The organism is Streptomyces sp. NPDC056347, assembly GCF_042262625.1.
GTDB lineage: Bacteria > Actinomycetota > Actinomycetes > Streptomycetales > Streptomycetaceae > Streptomyces.
In genome coordinates, this window is the sequence record NZ_JBHJQP010000006.1 from 27,641 (window position 1) to 45,260 (window position 17,620).

General features: G+C 72.0%; 15 protein-coding genes and 1 pseudogene. 12 read left to right on the forward strand and 4 right to left on the reverse strand.

Annotated elements, in window-relative coordinates; all coding sequences use genetic code 11:
* The first annotated feature begins 331 nt into the window (after positions 1 to 331).
* Positions 332 to 967 (forward strand): CBS domain-containing protein, encoded by a 636-nt coding sequence (locus ACFCV8_RS02915; RefSeq protein WP_376683469.1) that lies wholly within the window; start codon positions 332 to 334, stop codon positions 965 to 967.
* 81 nt (positions 968 to 1,048) lie between these two features.
* Here ACFCV8_RS02915 and ACFCV8_RS02920 read toward each other — a convergent pair whose 3' ends face one another.
* A complete protein-coding gene (locus ACFCV8_RS02920) occupies positions 1,049 to 2,077 on the reverse strand; it encodes a zinc-binding alcohol dehydrogenase family protein (protein ID WP_376683470.1) in 1,029 nt (342 codons plus the stop codon).
* 399 nt (positions 2,078 to 2,476) lie between these two features.
* Positions 2,477 to 4,801, reverse strand: coding sequence for a heavy metal translocating P-type ATPase (locus tag ACFCV8_RS02925; protein ID WP_376683471.1), 2,325 nt, complete (start codon positions 4,799 to 4,801; stop codon positions 2,477 to 2,479).
* Positions 4,802 to 5,774: 973 nt separating this feature from the next.
* On the opposite strand from ACFCV8_RS02925, the gene ACFCV8_RS02930 reads away from it, so the two are divergent.
* The 6 genes from ACFCV8_RS02930 to ACFCV8_RS02955 all read left to right on the forward strand — a co-directional run bounded on the left by ACFCV8_RS02930 (position 5,775) and on the right by ACFCV8_RS02955 (position 11,182).
* Positions 5,775 to 7,202, forward strand: coding sequence for an MBL fold metallo-hydrolase RNA specificity domain-containing protein (locus ACFCV8_RS02930; RefSeq protein ID WP_376683472.1), 1,428 nt, complete (start codon positions 5,775 to 5,777; stop codon positions 7,200 to 7,202).
* 89 nt (positions 7,203 to 7,291) lie between these two features.
* Entirely contained in the window at positions 7,292 to 7,552 is a 261-nt protein-coding gene (locus ACFCV8_RS02935) for a hypothetical protein (protein WP_376683473.1), read from the forward strand.
* 52 nt (positions 7,553 to 7,604) lie between these two features.
* Entirely contained in the window at positions 7,605 to 7,943 is a 339-nt protein-coding gene (locus tag ACFCV8_RS02940; RefSeq protein ID WP_376683510.1) for a GNAT family N-acetyltransferase, read from the forward strand.
* Between the two features lie 50 nt (positions 7,944 to 7,993).
* Positions 7,994 to 8,761 carry an N-acetyltransferase gene (locus tag ACFCV8_RS02945; RefSeq protein WP_376683474.1) on the forward strand — a complete coding sequence of 256 codons (768 nt, stop codon included), beginning with the start codon at positions 7,994 to 7,996 and terminating at the stop codon, positions 8,759 to 8,761.
* 254 nt (positions 8,762 to 9,015) lie between these two features.
* On the forward strand, positions 9,016 to 10,461 hold the full coding sequence (locus ACFCV8_RS02950; RefSeq protein WP_376683475.1) for a glyceraldehyde-3-phosphate dehydrogenase: 1,446 nt from the start codon (positions 9,016 to 9,018) through the stop codon (positions 10,459 to 10,461).
* A 121-nt stretch (positions 10,462 to 10,582) separates the two neighbouring features.
* Positions 10,583 to 11,182, forward strand: coding sequence for a GNAT family N-acetyltransferase (locus tag ACFCV8_RS02955; RefSeq protein ID WP_376683476.1), 600 nt, complete (start codon positions 10,583 to 10,585; stop codon positions 11,180 to 11,182).
* A gap of 25 nt (positions 11,183 to 11,207) precedes the next feature.
* Here the strand turns inward: ACFCV8_RS02955 and ACFCV8_RS02960 are convergent, their stop codons facing one another.
* A complete protein-coding gene (locus tag ACFCV8_RS02960) occupies positions 11,208 to 11,666 on the reverse strand; it encodes an amidohydrolase family protein (protein WP_376683477.1) in 459 nt (152 codons plus the stop codon).
* Here ACFCV8_RS02960 and ACFCV8_RS02965 point away from each other — a divergent pair.
* The 5 genes and pseudogenes from ACFCV8_RS02965 (at position 11,656) to ACFCV8_RS02985 (ending at position 16,352) form a co-directional block, all read left to right on the forward strand.
* The gene (locus ACFCV8_RS02965) at positions 11,656 to 11,967 is read left to right on the forward strand and encodes a TetR family transcriptional regulator C-terminal domain-containing protein (RefSeq protein ID WP_376683478.1); all 312 of its coding nucleotides are present in this window, start codon (positions 11,656 to 11,658) and stop codon (positions 11,965 to 11,967) included. The genes ACFCV8_RS02960 and ACFCV8_RS02965 overlap by 11 nt on opposite strands.
* A 29-nt stretch (positions 11,968 to 11,996) precedes the next feature.
* Entirely contained in the window at positions 11,997 to 13,418 is a 1,422-nt protein-coding gene (locus ACFCV8_RS02970) for an NAD(P)/FAD-dependent oxidoreductase (RefSeq protein WP_376683479.1), read from the forward strand.
* Positions 13,419 to 13,747: 329 nt separating this feature from the next.
* Entirely contained in the window at positions 13,748 to 14,116 is a 369-nt protein-coding gene (locus ACFCV8_RS02975) for a hypothetical protein (protein ID WP_376683480.1), read from the forward strand.
* A gap of 67 nt (positions 14,117 to 14,183) precedes the next feature.
* Positions 14,184 to 15,380, forward strand: a pseudogene (locus ACFCV8_RS02980) (MFS transporter); the annotation flags it as partial.
* A 117-nt stretch (positions 15,381 to 15,497) separates the two neighbouring features.
* Complete coding sequence (locus ACFCV8_RS02985; RefSeq protein ID WP_376683511.1) at positions 15,498 to 16,352, forward strand: NmrA family NAD(P)-binding protein; 855 nt, start codon at positions 15,498 to 15,500, stop codon at positions 16,350 to 16,352.
* Positions 16,353 to 16,376: 24 nt separating this feature from the next.
* On the opposite strand, the gene ACFCV8_RS02990 is transcribed toward ACFCV8_RS02985, so the two are convergent.
* Complete coding sequence (locus ACFCV8_RS02990) at positions 16,377 to 17,528, reverse strand: cytochrome P450 (RefSeq protein WP_376683512.1); 1,152 nt, start codon at positions 17,526 to 17,528, stop codon at positions 16,377 to 16,379.
* Positions 17,529 to 17,620: the final 92 nt, after the last annotated feature.

Here is a 17,620-nt window from a genome sequence, read left to right on the forward strand (position 1 = left end):
CGTTCCCGAGCGCGCAACCGGCCGACGGCGGGTGCCCAAGGGATCTCCGAGGCCGCCTCCACCGCACTGCCCGGCCGGAGTACCGACGCAGCAGGGTGGAATGCGCAGGATTTCCGCACCCCGGGAGGAGGACCGGCATGCAGTACCGAACAGATTCCGAAGTCATGACGCACGACGTCGCCACCAAGACGCCTTCGGCCCGTTCAAGGACATCGCCCGACTTTTCGCCGACGGCGATGTCTCGCCCTCGACGTGGAGCCGGCGCGCTGAACGCCCGGTGTCCGGCGCCTTCGTACCGCCGGGCCGGGATCACGCCCGGAAGGAGGACCCCATGGCCCCGTCCCCGTACACCGTCAGCGATGTCATGACCCACACGGCCGTGGCTGTCGGACGCGACGCCTCGTACAAGGAGATCGTCGAGCTCATGCAGCAGTGGAAGGTCAGCGCCGTGCCGGTCCTCGAGGGCGAGGGGCGCGTCATCGGGGTCGTGTCGGAGGCCGACCTTCTATGGAAGGAGGAGTTCCGGCAGGACGGCCCGCCGCTTCGCGGTCAGGCGGAGGATGCGTCCAAGGCCGACGCCGTGCTGGCCGCGGACCTGATGTCGAGTCCGGCGGTCACCGTCCATCCCGATGCCACGCTCGCCGAAGCCGCCCGCATCATGGCGCGCAAGCGGGTGAAACGACTGCCCGTCGTGAACGGTCTCGGCATGCTGGAGGGCGTCGTGAGCCGTGGCGACCTGTTGAAGGTGTTCCTGCGGCCGGACAGCGAGATCGGCGAGGAGATCCGGTCCGTCGTGCTCGCCGAGCTGTCGCTCGCCGGCCGGGTGGAGTTCACCGTGCTGGACGGTGTCGTCACTGTTCTGGGGCCGCTCGGGAACCGTTCTCAAGTACCGCTCCTGGCACAGGCGATCCGGGCGGTCGAGGGCGTCGTGGACGTCCGCATGGATCTGGTACCGGAGAATCCGTGATCGTCGCGGTCGTCCATCAGGGATGACAACACACTGTGACCTGGTCGGGGCGGCGTCCGAGTTCGGGGCGCGGTCCGGCCGTCATCCCGGGACGAGGACGGCGGCTCCGTTGACGCGGTCGGCGGAGAGGTCGCTCAGCGCCTGGTCGGCGCGGCTCAGCGGATACGGGCTGACCGTGACCCGCATGCCGATGCGTGCTGCCGTGTCGAGGAAGTCACGGCCGTCCTGCCGGGTGTTGGAAGTGACGCTGCGCAGGTTCCGTTCCTCGAAGAGGTGGCGCCGGTAATCGAGAACGGGGATGTCGGTGAGGTGGATGCCCGCGACGGCGAGCGTGCCCGAACGGTCCAGTGCCTCCAGCGCCACGGGCACCAGGTCACCGACCGGCGCGAAGAGGATCGCCGAATCCAGCGGTTCCGGCGGGCGGTCGTAGGCGCCGCCCGCGGAAGCGGTGCCCAGCTCGAGGGCGAGTTCACGGGCTCGCGCCGAACGGGTGAGCACGTGCACCGTCGCTCCTTCGGCCAGGGCGACCTGCGCCGCCAGGTGGGCCGAGGCACCGAAGCCGTAGATTCCGAGTCGGCCACCGGGCGGCAGGGCGCTGCGGCGCAGGGCGCGGAAGCCGATGATCCCGGCGCACAGCAACGGCGCCAGCAGCACCGCCTCCTGGTCGTCCGGCAACCGGTAGGCGTAGTCGGCCGGTACGACGGCAGTGTCGGCGAAACCACCGTCCGCGTCCCAGCCGGTGTACAGGGAGTCGGGGCACAGGTTCTCGCGGCCCGCCCGGCAGTATCGGCAATGACCGCAGGTGCTGCGCAGCCAGGCCCCACCGGCGCGGTCACCGACCCGGAAGTCCGTGACTGCATCACCGACGGCGGTCACCCGGCCGACGATCTCATGGCCGGGAACGGTCGATGCCCGATGCGGGGGAAGGTCGCCCTCGGCGAGGTGCAGGTCGGTCCGGCACACGCCGCACGCCTCGACCGTGAGCAACAGTTCGCCGGGCCCCGGCCGGGGCATCGCCCGCCGTACCCGCAGCAGCGGGCCGGCTTCGATCGGTCCGGGCTTCCCCACGGCCCACCCGGTCAGCGTCTGCGAATCCGGCGCGCGCACCATGGTGTCAGCCTCGCACCGGCCGACAGCACCGGCAAACGCTCACCTCGGACCGGGCGGCCACGGCGCCACCGGTGCTCACGTAGCAGCGTGACGCGGCGCCCGTACTCGTCCTCGCCGCTCTCTCCACGTGCGAATCGCCCCGCGGTCAGTTCCTCCGCGCGCCGCCCATCCCTGCCGGGGGCCCCGAGTCCAAGAGGGTTCCGGGACCGGCCCGCACGCGGTCCCGGACAGTGTCTGCCGGGCGGCCTGAACGCACCCGCAAGTGGTGCCCCGGACGCGCTTCCTGGTCGTCGGGCCGAAGGACGACCGGACGGTCCGTCGGCTGTCCCGCCGAGCGAGGTGGCCGCTCGGCGGGACAGCCCCGCTCACGCACCATTCCGGCGGCCCGGTGCCCGCGTGCTACGGGGCGAGGGAGAAGTAGTTCTCCTCCTCCTGGGTGAAGTGCAGACGCAGTACGGTGTTCAGGCCGTAGAGGCAGGAGCGCAGGTCGTCGAGTTGCTCCGGAGCCATGCCACCGCCGCTGCGGGCCAGTTGCAGGTGTGTGGCTATGCGGCGGGACAGGCGCTCGATCTCGGTGTGGGCCCGGCTCATGGTCGCGGTGGCCTCGGGTCCGCCCAGGACGGGAGCGAGGGCGGGATAGAGCTGGCTCTCCTCGGCGTGTTCGTGGGGCAGAAGCCGTTCGGTGAGCAGGCGATGGGTCTGCTCGACGGCATCGAGAGCCTCCGGGCCGGTGGTGTCGGAGAGGCGGTCGGCGGCGGTGCGTACGGCGTCGAGGACGTCCTGGAGGTCGTCGTGTTCGGCGGCGAAGCGGCGGATGAGTGCCTCGGCGGCGGGAGTGAGGGCCGGCCGTACGGCCTGATCGACGCGCAGGGCGCGCAGGGCGTTGAGGATGACGGCCACGTCGATGCCTTCCTGCAGCAGCGCGCCGACGGCCGGCGGGAGCAGGCCGACAGCGGCTGCGGCCATGGCGGCCATGGACATCAGCATGCCGCCGAGGGCGCTCTGGACGGCGATGTGCCGGGCGCGCTGGGCGATGGCGACGGCGTCGGCGAGGCGGTCGAGACGGTCGGTGGTCAGGACGATGTCGGCGGCCTCGGAGGAGGCGGTGGCGCCGCGCGCCCCCATGGCGACCCCGACGTCGGCGGCGGCCAGGGCGGGGGCGTCGTTGACGCCGTCGCCGACCATCACGGTGACCGCGTGCTCCCGTTCCGCGTGTACGGCGGCGACCTTGTCGGCCGGGCCGAGTTCTGCGCGTACCTCGTCGAGGCCGAGCACGGCAGCGACTTCGCGGGCGGGGGCGGCGCGGTCACCGGTCAGCATCACCAGCCGCTCGATACCGGCCGTGCGCAGGTGGCGCAGGGTTCGCGGAGCGTCATGGCGCACGGGGTCGCGCAGCAGGACGGCACCGGTCGGCCGCCCGTCGAGGGTGAGCCAGGCGATGGCCGCGCCGTCCAGGAGCGCACGGTTCTCGACCGCCTTGGCCCAGGCGGGAAGCGCCTGCGAGTTTCTGGGGCGGCCGATGGCGACCCGGTGTCCGTCCACGGTGCCCGCGGCGCCCCGGCCGGGCTCCTCGACGACATTCATCGCGGTCGACAGCTCCATCTTGCGCTCCCGGGCGGTGTCGACGATGGCCTGGGCCAGTACGTGTGGTGAGTACTGGTCGACCGAGGCTGCCAGGCGCAGCACTTCCGCGGGCTTCGATCCGGGAGCGGCGACGACATCGAGTACCCGTGGGCGTCCGCCGGTGAGGGTGCCGGTCTTGTCGAGCAGGAGGGTGCGGGCGCGACCGAGGTTCTCCAGTGCGCCGCCGTCGCGGATGACCACGCCGAGGCGGGAGGCCCGGGACAGCCCGGAGACGATGGCGACCGGAGCGGCCAGCAGCAGCGGGCAGGGGGTGGCCACCACCAGGACGGCGACCGCGCGTACCGCGGAGCCGCTGATCAGCCAGGCCAGCCCCGCCACCAGGAGGGTCAGGGGGAGGAACCAGGCGGCGTACCGGTCGGCCAGTCGTACGAGCGGCGCGGACTCGGCCCCGGCCTGCTCGGCCAGCCGCACGATGCCCGCGTAGGTGCTGTCCCGCTCGGTGGCGGTGGCACGCAGTTCGAAGGCCCCGCCCGCGTTGACCACGCCGCTGCGTACGCCTTCGCCGTGGGGGCGCTCGACCTGGAGGGGTTCACCGGTCAGCACCGACTCGTCGAGGACGGCGACGGCGCTTTCCACCCAGCCGTCGACGGGCACCACCTCGCCGGGGCGCACCACGAGCAGGTCGCCGACGGCGGCTTCGCTCAACGGCACCGTGACCACTCCGGTGTCCGTGCGGCGATGCGCCGAGCGCGGCGCGTGTTCGAGCAGGGCGCGAAGGTCGTGGGAGGCCCGCCGCTGGGCGGCGGCCTCCAGGGCGCGGCCGGTGGCGAGCATCAGCGCGATCAGGGCGCCGGCCAGGTACTCGGCCACGGCCAGGGTGCCGCCGAGCGCGAGTACGGCGATGAGATCCACCCCGGCGTGCCCGCGACGGAGAGCCGCGACCACCCACCCGACCGCGGGGGCGAAGGCGGCTGCGGTGCCCAGCGCCCAGAACAGGTTCGCGAGAGCGTGTGCGTCGGCCAGCCAGGCGATGCCTCCCCCGGTCAGTGCCGCTGTGGTCACTGCCAGGAGAACCGGCTCGAGCCATCGGGACACGGCGGTGGCGGTCCGGCGGCGCAATCGTGCCGCGTTGTGATTCATGGCGTACCTCGGTCCTGCGGTGTGGCAGCCGTTGGGCATTGCTCGTCCATCGCATCACGGCATCCGGTCCGGCGCAGGGGCCGTCCGGCCCTGCCCGGGGTCCGGGCGGCGGTGACATGTGCTTCTCGCGGTAGTCGGTCGGCGGCGAGGCGGAAGAGCAGAGGGAAGCGGCCTCCCTGCTCGGCGAGCGCGGGTGGCGGCGAGGGTTCGAACTCTCCGCCCGGCCCCGTCGGCGGACCGGCGGCATGTCCTGAACGGCATCCGTCGCTGTCGGCTGTTCCCATCAGTGGAACGCGGCCTGTGCCGTGACCAGGGCTTGACGACACACCGGACGCCCCCCCTACCCACCGTGTGCGCTCCCCGGCATTCCGTCGACAGTGGCCGAAGCCCTCGTTCCGCGGAAGGCGGGAGAGAGGATCGCGCGAAGAGGCCTGATCGCGGTCGGGGCCGTCGGCCGAGCGGTTCCGGCCCTTCCGGGAGCCGCTGGGGCCGCGGCGGTCCCGAAGGGGAACACGGCGGCCCGAGGTCCGCGTCCACCGGCGAATTCCCAGTCCCCACCCTGGACCCCACGACCATCCCGAGGTACGTCACCGGCGTGGTGACCCCGCCGGTGATGCCCAAGGCCCGTCACTCGCAGCGGCACGGCGTCGACACGTATGTCATCGGCCTCCGGCGGTTCAGCCGACAGGCGCTGCCACCCGCCCTGTCTCCCACCACCGTCCGGGGCTGCGGCTCGCTCGGAGACGACGAAACCTTCCACCGCCCGTCGTTCACCATCGAGGCCGCGGCCGGTCGTCCCGTCCGGGTCACCTGGGTGGATGGCCCTCCCGGGTGGTCCGTCCGCTGCCGGGCCGATTCGGCCCCGCCGCGGATGGGCCGGTCGGTCCCCGGCGGGGGCCGATTCGGCCCATCCCGCCCCCGGCGGGTGGTGTGAAGGTGGAGAGGCTGCCGCCCGCGGAAGAAGGGGTCGGCGATGTCCGAGGCAGAGACCCAGGTGCCGGTATCCGGGCCGAGGCCCGCGCTGCTGCGATTCCTCGGCGGTGTGCGGACCGTCACCGGCAGCAAGTTCCTCGTCGAGAGCGACCACGTCCGGATCCTTCTCGACTGCGGCCTCTTCCAGGGGCTCGCGGACCTGCGTCGGCGCAATTGGGCGAAGCTGCCCTGTGATGCCTCGTCCATTCACGCCGTGATCATCACCCATGCCCACCTGGACCACTGCGGCTACCTTCCCCGGCTGGTCCGCCACGGCTTCCGGGGACCGATCCTGGCCAGCCCCCACACCGTCGGGCTCGCCGGGATCGTGCTCCGGGACAGCGCGCGCCTCCAGATGGAGGCGGCCCGGCACGCCAACGAGCACGGCTGGTCGAAGCACCGGCCCGCGAAGCCCCTCTACGACGATTCCGACGTCGAGACCACCCTCAAGTACTTCGATCCGGTCGCGATCGGCGACGGGATCGAAATCATGAAGGACACGTGGCTCACCCTGCATCACGGCGGGCACATCCTCGGCTCCGCCTGGGTCCATCTGACCCTCGAGGACGGCCACACCCTCGCCGCCAGCGGGGACCTCGGCCGCCCCGGCCATCCCCTCCTGCTGCCTCCGGAGCCGTTCTCGGGCGCGGACGTACTGCTCATGGAATCGACGTACGGCAACCGCACGCACGAGCCCGAAAGAGCGCGGACGGAATTCGCGGCCGTACTTGCCCGTACGTTCGCCCGAGGCGGCACCGCGGTCATTCCCGCTTTCGCGATCGACCGTACCGAGGTCGTCCTCCACGAGCTCGCCGAACTGCGCCGCAGCGGGATCCTGCCGCCATCCGTTCCGGTCTTCGTGGACAGCCCCATGGCCCTGGCCGCGCTCGATGTCTACCGTGAGGCGCTGCGCGCCCGCTCCTCGGAGATCAGGCCCGAGATCCTCGCCCGGGGCGAGGAAGCGATCAGTCCGGCCCCGTTCCTCAGCGCCCGGACCGTCCAGGAGTCCGTGGCCATCAACAGCGTGACCCGGCCCGCGGTCATCGTCTCCTCGGCCGGCATGGCCACCGGCGGCCGGGTGCTGCACCATCTCCACCGCCTTCTGCCCGATCCACGCAATACCGTCGTCGTCGTCGGCTTCGCGGCGGCCGGTACCAGGGCCCGCGACCTCGTCGACGGTGCCCGCACGCTGAAGATGTTCGGCGAGTACGTACCCGTGCGTGCGGAAGTGGCCGACCTCCCGCACTTCTCGGCGCATGCCGACGCCGGCCAGATCATGGGATGGCTGCGCGGCGCCCCCGCGCCGAGCACCACCTATGTCGTGCACGGCGAGGAGTCCTCGTCCGATGCCCTGCGGGACCGGATCGACCGCGAGCTGGGCTGGACAGCAGTCGTACCCAGGCCGGGCGAGGCCGTGCTGGTCCGCTGAGCGGTACGGGACTTCTCGGCCGGTCCCGCGACATCCGGTAGCGGCTCCCCCACGGCGGCGTCGGTCCCGCGCCCTTCGAGAAATCCGTCATGGTGCCCACCCGGTACACCGTCGGCGACGTCATGACACGGAATGCCATCGCGGTCACGCCCGACGCGGCGTTCAGGGAGATCGCCGACACCATGCGGCGGTACGAGGGCCCGTGTCCCGGTCGGTCCGGGCGGGACTGCTTCTCGCTGTTCTCCGACGCCTCGGTCCCGGAGGGCGGAACCAGCGGCAGCGGCGGCAACGACACCCCGGGTGACCGCGGCACTCCGCCCGGAAGCACACCCGCGGACGGCCGGGGATAGCCTGGTGATCGTCTTCCGTGCCCGCCTCTTCCCGTACCAGGATCGGACCACCATGAGCCAGGACTCCCCCGCCCCCGTCGTCGAGCGCGTCGACGCGCGGCACCGCTACACCATCCAGGTCGACGGCGAGCCCGCGGGCTTCACCGTCTACCGCGACCGGGACGGGCAGCGGGTCTTCTACCACACCGAGATCGACGACGCCTTCGCCGGTCGCGGCCTGGCGTCGATCCTCGTGACAGCGGCCCTCAACGACGTACGCGACAGCGGGATGCGCATCGTCCCCGTCTGCCCGTACGTGGCCAAGTACCTGAAGAAGCACGACGAGTTCTCCGACATCACCGACCCGGTGACCCCGGAGGTCCTCCAGTGGCTCCAGGGCGACCGCGCCTGACCCGGATATTCCCTTGGCCCCGGGCGCGGACCGTGCCAGGGTCCTGCGTCGTGACAGACAACGACAGCATCCGCATCACCCCGCTGGCCGAGCGCCCCGCGCTGATCCCGCGGCTCTACGAGATCAACGACTCATGGCCCGCGTTCACCCATCACGAACCGGCCGCGAACGCCCTGCTGAGCCGGGTGCCCGCGGAGTTCCCGCAGTACTGCGTGGTGGCCACCGACGGGGACCGGGTCGTGGCACGCGGGTTCGGCGTGCCGTTCTCCACCGGGTTCGACGACCGTGAGGAGCTGCCCGACCAGGGCTGGGACCGGGTGCTGGTCTGGGCGTTCCAGGACCAAGGGGCCGGGCGTACGCCGACGGCGGCCAGCGCGCTCGAGATCACGCTGGACGTCGACTACCTCGGCCGGGGCCTGTCCTACCGGATGCTGGCAGCGCTGCGGGAGGCGGCCGGACGGCAGGGCCACGACTCCCTGCTGGCACCGGTCCGCCCGACGGCCAAGCACTTGGAGCCGCGCGTCCCCATGGCCGACTACCTCCGTCGGCACCGGGACGACGGGCTGCCGGCCGACCCGTGGGTACGGGTGCACGTCAAGGCGGGCGGCACCGTCGAGAAGATCGCGCCCGCCTCGATGACCGTGGCCGGTTCGCTGGCCGACTGGCGGCGGTGGACCGGGCTGCCGTTCGACGGGGACGGCGCCGTCGACGTACCCGGCGCGCTGACCCCGGTCCACTGCGACACCGCGCACGACCACGCCGTCTACGTGGAGCCGAACGTCTGGATCCGGCACCCCGCCGGGCCCCGTACCGCCTGAGCCGCATCGTCGAGCACCCCGGGCCCCCGGCCCGGCGCGACCACCCGTTCGTCGCGCCGGGCGTCGGCCCCGTCCCGCTCCGGCACGGGCCAGGGAGGCGAGGGTGCGGCGAGCGAACGGGAGGCCCCGCACCCCGTCACATCGAACAGGCCATGGGCCTGCGTCCGGATTCCTCCTTGCGACGCAGCCCGCTTGGATGACCAAAGAAGCATGGGGTTACCATATGAGCGCCGCCTAGCTCGAAAGATAAACCTGTGACTGTCAATGACGACTCGTTCACCAGTTGGAAGCACCGCGAGGAGATCGCGGAGTCGATGATCCCGGTCATCGGGAAACTGCACCGCGAGCGGGACGTAACGGTTCTGCTCCACAGCCGGTCCTTGGTCAACAAGTCGGTGGTCAGCATCCTGAAGACCCACCGATTCGCCCGCCAGATCGCCGGCGAGGAGCTGTCGGTCACCGACACGCTGCCGTTCCTCCAGGCCCTCACCACGCTCGACCTCGGTCCTTCCCAGATCGACATCGGCATGCTGGCCGCGACCTACGCCGCCGACGAGCGCGGTCTCTCGGTGGAGGAGTTCACCGCCGAGGCCGTCGCGGGAGCCACGGGCACCAACAAGCTGGCGCGCGGGGAGGGACGCGATGTCGTCCTGTACGGTTTCGGCCGCATCGGCCGCCTCGTCGCCCGGCTGCTCATCGAGAAGTCCGGATCCGGCAACGGTCTGCGGCTGCGCGCCATCGTCGTCCGCGGTGGTGGCGACCAGGACATCGTGAAGCGTGCCTCGCTGCTGCGCCGCGACTCGATCCACGGCCAGTTCCAGGGCACGATCACCGTTGACGAGGCGAAGAACACCATCGTCGCCAACGGCAACGAGATCAAGGTGATCTACGCCAACGACCCCAGCGAGATCGACTACACGGCGTACGGCATCAAGGACGCCATCCTCATCGACAACACCGGCAAGTGGCGCGACCGCGAGGGGCTCTCCGAGCACCTGCGCCCCGGTATCGACAAGGTCGTCCTGACCGCTCCGGGCAAGGGCGACGTGCCCAACATCGTGCACGGCGTCAACCACGACACGATCAAGCCGGACGAGCGGATCCTGTCCTGCGCGTCCTGCACCACCAACGCGATCGTGCCGCCGCTGAAGGCGATGGCGGACGAGTACGGTGTGCTCCGCGGCCACGTGGAGACCGTCCACTCGTTCACCAACGACCAGAACCTGCTGGACAACTACCACAAGGCCGACCGGCGGGGGCGTTCCGCGCCGCTGAACATGGTCATCACCGAGACCGGTGCCGCCTCCGCGGTCGCCAAGGCGCTGCCCGAGCTCGACGCACCCATCACCGGCAGCTCGATCCGGGTCCCGGTGCCGGACGTCTCGATCGCGATCCTCAGCCTGCGGCTCGGCCGCGAGACGAGCCGCGAGGAGGTTCTCGACTACCTCCGCAATGTGTCGCTGACCTCGCCGCTCAGGCGTCAGATCGACTTCATCACCGCCCCCGACGCCGTGTCGAGCGACTTCATCGGCTCGCGCCACGCCTCGATCGTCGACGCCGGTGCCACCAAGGTCGACGGCGACAACGCGATCCTCTACCTCTGGTACGACAACGAGTTCGGCTACTCGTGCCAGGTGATCCGGGTCGTCCAGCACGTCTCCGGCGTGGAGTACCCGACCTTCCCGGCCCCGGCGGTCTGACCCCGGGCCCCGCGCCAGGAAGGGCGCCCTGCGAGCAGCGGCTCGCGGGGCGCCCTTCGCGCGTGTCCGGACGGCCGCCCACGGATGCCGCGGGCCCGGAACGCTGTGGCACGATGCCCGGATGATCAACGACACGCCCATACCCCCGGTCGTTCCCGCGGGCCGGATGGGCCGCGACGACCAGCCCGTACTCGGCCTTCCCGACGGCTTCGCGCTGCGTCCCTGGTGTCCGGAAGATGCCGAGGCCCTGATGGCCGCGGGCCGGGACCCGGCGATCCACCGCTGGAACCTCTTCGGCGTGGCGTCGGTGCGGGAGGCCCGCGACCGGATCACGCGGATGCACGACCGCTGGCGCGCGGAGACGGGCGCGGTCTGGGCCCTGGCCCGGCCGGACGGCGGGGCCACGGGCCTCGTCGGACTGAACGACGTCGACCTCGAAGGCGGCAGCGCCGAGATCATCTACTGGCTGCTCCCGGCGGCCCGCGGCCGGGGTGCCGCGGTCGGGGCGGTGGAGCGGGTCAGCCGGTGGGCCCTGGACGAACTGGGGCTGCACCGTCTTCGGCTGTCCCACTCGACGGCCAATCCGGCCTCGTGCCGGGTGGCGCTCAAGGCCGGATTCGCCCCGGAGGGCGTCATGCGCGGCGCCCTGCTGCACGCGGACGGGTGGCACGACCAGCATCTGCACGCCCGCCTCGCCGGTGACGCCCCGGGCCCGCTGTGAGCGCTCCCGGGGCATCGCCGACCGGTCACACGATGCGCTCGACGACCCCGCCGACGACGGTCTCCGCCACCGTGCCGGGAACGCCCTCGGGGGCGGCGCGCAGGATGCCGCGGGAGCGGACCACGAAGTCGGCGGCCTTGCCGACAGTCGGTGAACCGCGCTCCGCCTCCAGGAAGTCGGCGCACGCCGAACCCATGGTGTAGCCGCGCACGGCGGTCTCCACGCTGATCGTCTCCTGCCGCATCCGGGGCTCGCCCCCGTCGAGCGGGCGCCGGGTGACGGCGGTGCGGACGCCGGCCATCGGGTCCGTCTCGGTGACGTTCCAGTCGCTGGAGGGGGCGGGCACCGCACCGGCACGGTGCGGGCTGCGCATCGGCCACGCCTTGTGCCGACGCTCGGCGCCGACGTTCTCCGCCCAGTCCTTGCCGGGCCCGGCCACCTCCGGGGCACTGTCGGCACTGTGGATCGAACTCTTGGCGCGCACCGTATCGAACGAGCCGCTGCGGCAGGCCCGGGCCGAGACCGACCGGGGCCGGCAGGAGGACCTCGAATCGCTCCTCGCCCAGGGCGTGCGGCGGGGCCGCTTCACCGCCGGCCTCGACACGGCGGCACGCGCCGGCGAACTCCTCGCACTGCTCGACGGGTTGAGCACTCGTATGGTGCTCGGCCGGCGGGGCTCGGACCCGGATTCGGGCTCTGTGCATGGCACGATCGGCGGCCGGACGGCTGGTCGAAGAGGCCTGATGCACCTTCGATTTCACGCCGCGCTCCCCGGGATAGGGTGAGTTCGCAACACGGCGTGGAGAGGATCACATTGACGCGGGTTGCCATAGTCGGCGGCGGCATGGGCGGCCTGGCCGCAGCGTTGTTCCTGGGCCGCCGGGGCCACCGGGTGACGCTGTTCGAGCAGGACGGCCACCGGCCGGGACGCGACCTCGACGAGGACTTCTTCCACTGGAACCGTCCGGGCGTTCCCCATGCGGTCCAACCGCACGGACTCCTGGCGCCGGTGCGGACGGTACTGCGTGCGGAGGCCCCGGACGTGTATCGCGCGACGCTGCGGCGGGGGGCACGCGAACGCAATGAGCTGGACTGGTTCGACGAGCGTCCGCCCGCCCGCCCCGGCGACGACGACCTGGTGACACTGCAGTCCCGGCGGATCGTTCTGGAGGCGGCGCTGCACGACGCGGTGGACCGCGAGCCGGGCGTGGACGTGAGGCGCGGGGAGGCCGCCGAAGGGCTGCTGTTCGACCGGAAGGACGAGATACCGCAGGTCACGGGGGTGCGGTTCGGGGCGCGGGAGCACCCGGCCGATCTGGTGCTCGACGCGGCCGGACGGCGGTCGCCGGTGCCGGGATGGCTCGCCGGGGCGGGCTGCCGGGACGCCGTGGTGGAGAACCACCGCGTGGGCATCGCGTATTTCTGCCGCTGGTACCGGCTGCGCCCCGACGGGCCGCGCGATCCCGGGCGGGTCAGGGGCGGGTCGGTCTCCCCCTTCGCGAGCGGCGGGGTGTTCCCCTCGGACAACGGTGTTCTCGCCGCCTCGCTGATGGTCTCCACCGCCGATCCGACCCGTGCGGCGCTGCGTGATCCCGGGGTGTTCGAGCGGGCAGCCCGGATGTTCCCAGCCATCGCGGCATGGCTGGCCCTGGAGCCCGAGGCGGTCTCCGGGGTGCTGGCGATGGGTGGCCTGCACAATCGCTGGATCTCACTGGCCGACGCCGACGGCCCCGTGGTCACCGGCCTGGTCGGCGTCGGGGACTCGGTCGCGTACACCAACCCCACGACGGGTCAGGGCATTTCCATGGCGCTGTGGGCGGCACAGTGGGTTTCCCAGCACGCTGACGAGGCCGAGGACCCGGCATCGTTCACCGCCGCGTACCACCGCTGGACACGGCGGACACTGCGCCCCTGGTTCGACCGCCAGGTCACCGCGGACCGGGCCCAGGCCGACCAACTCGCCAACCCCGCACGGGTGTCGACGGTTCCCGCCTCCCCGGCCGCCCGCGAACGGGCCGCCCTCGCCGCCTGTGCGCTGGAGGACCCGCTGGTCATGCGGGCCCGCGCGAAGGTCCGCCATCTCGTCCTGACCGCCGATCAGGCCTATGGCACCGAAGAGGTGCGCGCCCGCCTCGCGCACTGGCTCGACCGTCACCCGGATTTCACGCCCTCGTTCGACGGCCCGACCCGCGCCGAATGGGAGGCGGCCACGGCCCACCCGGACCACACCGTCTGACCATCGTCGGCTCACCGCCCGGCACAGGACGACGAGCCGACGAGCGGCGGGCGACAGCTCGAATACCTTTCGCACCATTTTTACACTGTTATCACCCGTACGGGTGGTGTATCACTGGGTGTGGCCATATTGTCGATGCAGGAACAACGGCTGGAAGAAGGGCGCCGCGCCCGGCGACCGCCTCGAGCGGTGTCGGCCCGACGCCAGGCAGCCGAGGAGCCGACATGCAAAAGCACCAGCTCAGGACCGTGTTCACGCTGTGCGCCACCACAGCACTCGCCGCAGCGATTTCCCTTCCGGCATCCGCTTCCACCTCCGCTCCCCCATCCATGACGGCCTCCGCACCCTCGCACTCGGCGACCCGTGTAGTGGCCATCGACTGCTTCTCGAACGCGCAGGTACGCCCGGGAGAGTTCCTGCTCGCCTGCGGGGACGGCAACAACCGCCTCACCGACATCCACTGGTCGCACTGGGGCCCGTCCTCCGCCATGGGAACGGCGCTCGACAACGTGAACGACTGTCAGCCGTACTGTGCGGCCGGCAAGTTCCACTCGTACCCCGTCATCGTGCGGCTGGACCGTCCGGAGGCCTCCCGGTCCCACGCCGATGTGCAGCGGTTCACCCGGATCCAGCTCGTCTACACCGACGGCATGCCCGCGCTCACCGGACGCGTCATGACACAGCAGCTCTGGGACTGATCCCCCGGACTCCGGGGCTTTAAAGCCCCTGGCCGCCCGTCCCGGACCCGGCCGCGAGGTGAGATGTGTGAACGTCCGCACCCCCGCATCCACCACCCGCGGCCGGTGGCGGCCCGGCTATTTGTCCGCGGCCGCGGTGTTCGCCATCGGGATGGCCGGGACCACCCTCCCCACCCCGCTCTACGGGCTTTACCAGCAGCGGATCGGGTTCTCCGAACTGATGGTGACCGTGGTGTTCGCCGTGTACGCCATCGCGGTCATCGGCGTGCTCCTGCTGGCGGGAAACCGCTCCGACGATGTCGGGCGGCGACCCGTACTGCTGTGCGCCATGGGGCTGTCGGCGGCGAGCGCGGGATGCTTCCTTCTGGAGCGGGGTCTGCCGTTGCTCTTCGCGGGACGGCTGCTGTCCGGCTGCGCGGCCGGGCTGCTCAGCGGCGCGGCGACGGCGGCCGTCATCGAACTGGCCGCTCCCGCGCACCGGGCCCGCGCCGGCTTCGCCGCCACCGCGGCCAACATGGGCGGTCTGGGCTGCGGCCCACTGCTCTCCGGGATCCTCGCGCAGTACACGCCCTGGCCGCTGACCCTGCCCTTCTGGGTCCACCTCGGGCTGGTTGGGCTCGCCTGCGGGATCACCTGGCAGCTGCCGGAGACCGTGCGGCGGACCGGGCCCCGCCCGCCCCTGAGACCGCGGAGGCTGTCCGTTCCGCCCGAGGTCAGGGGAGTCTTCCTGCCCGCCTCACTGGCGGCGTTCGCGGGCTTCGCCCTGCTCGGCCTGTTCACCGCGGTAACACCGAGTTTCGTCGCGAAGACCCTGGAGGTGCACAACCTCGCCGTGGCGGGGGCCGTGGTCTTCTCCGTGTTCCTGGCCTCGACCGCCGGGCAGTCCCTGACCCGGCGGATCGGCTCACGACGCGCACTGCCGGTCGGCTGCGGCATCCTGTTCACCGGGCTGCTGCTGGTGGCGTCGTCGCTGCTCACGGCCTCGCTGACGTTGCTCGTCCTGGGCGCCCTGCTCGGCGGCACCGGCCAGGGACTGGCCTTCCGGGCCGCCCTCTCCCTGATCGGTGACGCCGCCCCGGCCCGGCACCGTGGCGGCACCATCTCGGCGTTCTTCGTCGTCGCCTACGCCGGGATCTCCCTACCGATGGTCGGGGTCGGCGTCCTGGCCGTCCGGCTCGGGCTGCGACCGGCCGGGCTGGTCTTCGCGGGGTGCGTGATGCTGCTGGCGGCGGGTGCGGGCACATTCGCCGCATTCCGCCTGCCCGGACCGCGTGAGCTCCGGTCGCCGCACGACACGCCGCCGACCGGGCCCCGCGCCACAGTGGCGCCCGCGGCCGGTTGCGGTCAGCATGGACGCATGCCACTCGATCAAGGAGACCTCATGCCCATCGCGGTGCTCGGTGCGACCGGCGGCCAGGGCGGTGCGGTCGCCGCCGCTCTGCTGGAGGCGGGGCTGACGGTACGCGCCGTGGTACGCGATCCCTCCGGCGGGCGGGCCCGCGCCCTGGCCTCGGCCGGGGCAGAGCTCGTACCGGGGGATCTGGCCGACGCGGATTCGCTGGCCGCCGCGTTCCGGGGCGCTTCGGCCGCGTTCGCCGTCACCACCCCGTTCCAGAACGGACTGGATGCCGAGGTCGCCCAGGGCAAGGCCATCGTACGGGCGGCGGCGGACTCCGCCCTGCCGCACCTGGTGATGGCGTCCGTCGCGAGTGCGGACCGCGACACCGGCGTACCCCACTTCGAGACCAAGGCGCGCACCGAGAAGCTGCTCGCCTCCTCCGGCCTGCCCGCGACGGTGGTGGCCCCCGCCTACTTCTACGACAACGCGCTGGGCGGCAGGGACCAGGTGGCCGCCGGCCTGCTCACCATGCCGATCTCCGGGGACACCCCGCTCCAGCAGGTGGCCCGGCAGGATCTGGGCCGTGTCGTGGCCGCGGTCGTCGCCGATCCCGGGCGCTGGATCGGACAGCGGATCGAAGTGGCCGGAGACGATCCGACCCCGGTCCGGATGGCCGAGGAGATCGGGCGGGCGGCGGGCGGCACGGTCACCTTCCTCCAGTCACCGCTGGAGGATCTCCGGGACGTCAACCCTGACATGTTCGCCATGTACCGCTTCTTCGCGAACGGCGGTTATCAGGTGGACCTCGCGGCCCTGCGGAAGCAGTTCCCGAACGTGCCCTGGACCTCCTACGCCGCGTGGGCGAGCGCCCAGGAGTGGCCGAAGCCCCGAGCCTGACGCCCGCCCCGCGGGTACGTGCTCCTACCAGGTGACCTCGATCCGCCGGGGACTGCGGGAGGTGGAGCCGAGGTGCCATTCGACGGTGTCGCCGGGCTGTGCCAGACGCAGCCCGGGGATCCGGCCGGCCAGCCGGTGCAGGGCCAGCTGGAGCTCCAGCCTGGCCAGCCAGGCGCCCATGCAGTAGTGCACACCGGCCCCGAACGACAGGGTGGGCGCCGGAAGGGGCGCGAAGAGGTCGCCCAGAGGCCGGGGGGCGAACACCTCGGGGTCGCGGTTGGCCGCCTGGCAGTCGGCGAGGACCACCGAACCGGCCGGGATCACCACCCCGCCCACCTCCGTGTCGACGGCCGCGTGCCGCGGTGACCCCTGGTCGTCACCGAGCGGAATCAGATGCAGCAGGCGCTCCGCCACGGCCCCGGCGGCCTCCTCGTCCGCCGCGATCTTGGGCCAGACCTCCTGGCGTTCGCCGAGCAGATAGAGCAGCGAGTTGCTCAGCATCGTCATGGTGCTGTCATGGCCGCCCACCACCAGCCCACAGACCAGATCGATGAGCTGCCCCTCCGGAACGCCTCCCTCCTCGTCGGCGGCCGTGACCAGCACACTGGTCAGGTCCTCGCCGGGCTCCTTCCGCCGCTGCGCCAGCATTTCCGCTCCGAAGGCGGCGAACTCGGCCAGCGCGGAGGCCATTTCCTCCTCGGGATGGGAGCCGTCCGAGAAGGCGTACTGGCTCCAGTGCCGCAGGCGGTCCCGGGCCTCGGTGTCGAGGCCCATCAGTTTGCTGATCACCGCGACGGGCAGCGGCAGGGTGAAACCGGCCACCAGGTCGGCGGGGCACCCGCCGGCCTCCAGATCGTCCAGGCACTGCTCGACGATCGTCTCGATCCAGGGCCGCCAGCGGGCCACGGCACGCGGTGTGAAAGCGCGGCGCATGGTGCGGCGGAGCCGTAGGTGATCCTCCCCGTCCTGATTGAAGATCAGGTCGAGACTGCTCACCAGGCCGGTTTCACCGGAGCGGGACGGGGCGTCCTGTGCGTGCAGCGCGGCCCGGCCGAACCGGCTGTCGGTCAGGACCTTGCGGACGTCGGCGTAGCGGGTCACCAGCCATGCCTCGCCGCCGTCCGGCAGCGCGACGGTCCGGGGCGGTCCGGCCGGTTCGAACGTCAGCCGGTGCATCGGTGGTACGGACGGGCCGGGGCGGACGCGGGCGTCGGCGGGGCAGGACACGGGACCTCCTGGTCTGCACAAATACGACGGACTGCGGAACG

What these genes read in the sequence shown, in the direction of transcription:
- ACFCV8_RS02915 (WP_376683469.1), top strand. Translation starts at nt 332, where the DNA reads ATGGCCCCGTCCCCGTACACCGTCAGCGATGTCATGACCCACACGGCC.
- ACFCV8_RS02920 (WP_376683470.1), bottom strand. Translation starts at nt 2,077, where the DNA reads ATGGTGCGCGCGCCGGATTCGCAGACGCTGACCGGGTGGGCCGTGGGG.
- ACFCV8_RS02925 (WP_376683471.1), bottom strand. Translation starts at nt 4,801, where the DNA reads ATGAATCACAACGCGGCACGATTGCGCCGCCGGACCGCCACCGCCGTG.
- ACFCV8_RS02930 (WP_376683472.1), top strand. Translation starts at nt 5,775, where the DNA reads ATGTCCGAGGCAGAGACCCAGGTGCCGGTATCCGGGCCGAGGCCCGCG.
- ACFCV8_RS02935 (WP_376683473.1), top strand. Translation starts at nt 7,292, where the DNA reads ATGGTGCCCACCCGGTACACCGTCGGCGACGTCATGACACGGAATGCC.
- ACFCV8_RS02940 (WP_376683510.1), top strand. Translation starts at nt 7,605, where the DNA reads ATGAGCCAGGACTCCCCCGCCCCCGTCGTCGAGCGCGTCGACGCGCGG.
- ACFCV8_RS02955 (WP_376683476.1), top strand. Translation starts at nt 10,583, where the DNA reads ATGATCAACGACACGCCCATACCCCCGGTCGTTCCCGCGGGCCGGATG.
- ACFCV8_RS02975 (WP_376683480.1), top strand. Translation starts at nt 13,748, where the DNA reads ATGACGGCCTCCGCACCCTCGCACTCGGCGACCCGTGTAGTGGCCATC.
- ACFCV8_RS02985 (WP_376683511.1), top strand. Translation starts at nt 15,498, where the DNA reads ATGCCCATCGCGGTGCTCGGTGCGACCGGCGGCCAGGGCGGTGCGGTC.
- ACFCV8_RS02990 (WP_376683512.1), bottom strand. Translation starts at nt 17,528, where the DNA reads ATGCACCGGCTGACGTTCGAACCGGCCGGACCGCCCCGGACCGTCGCG.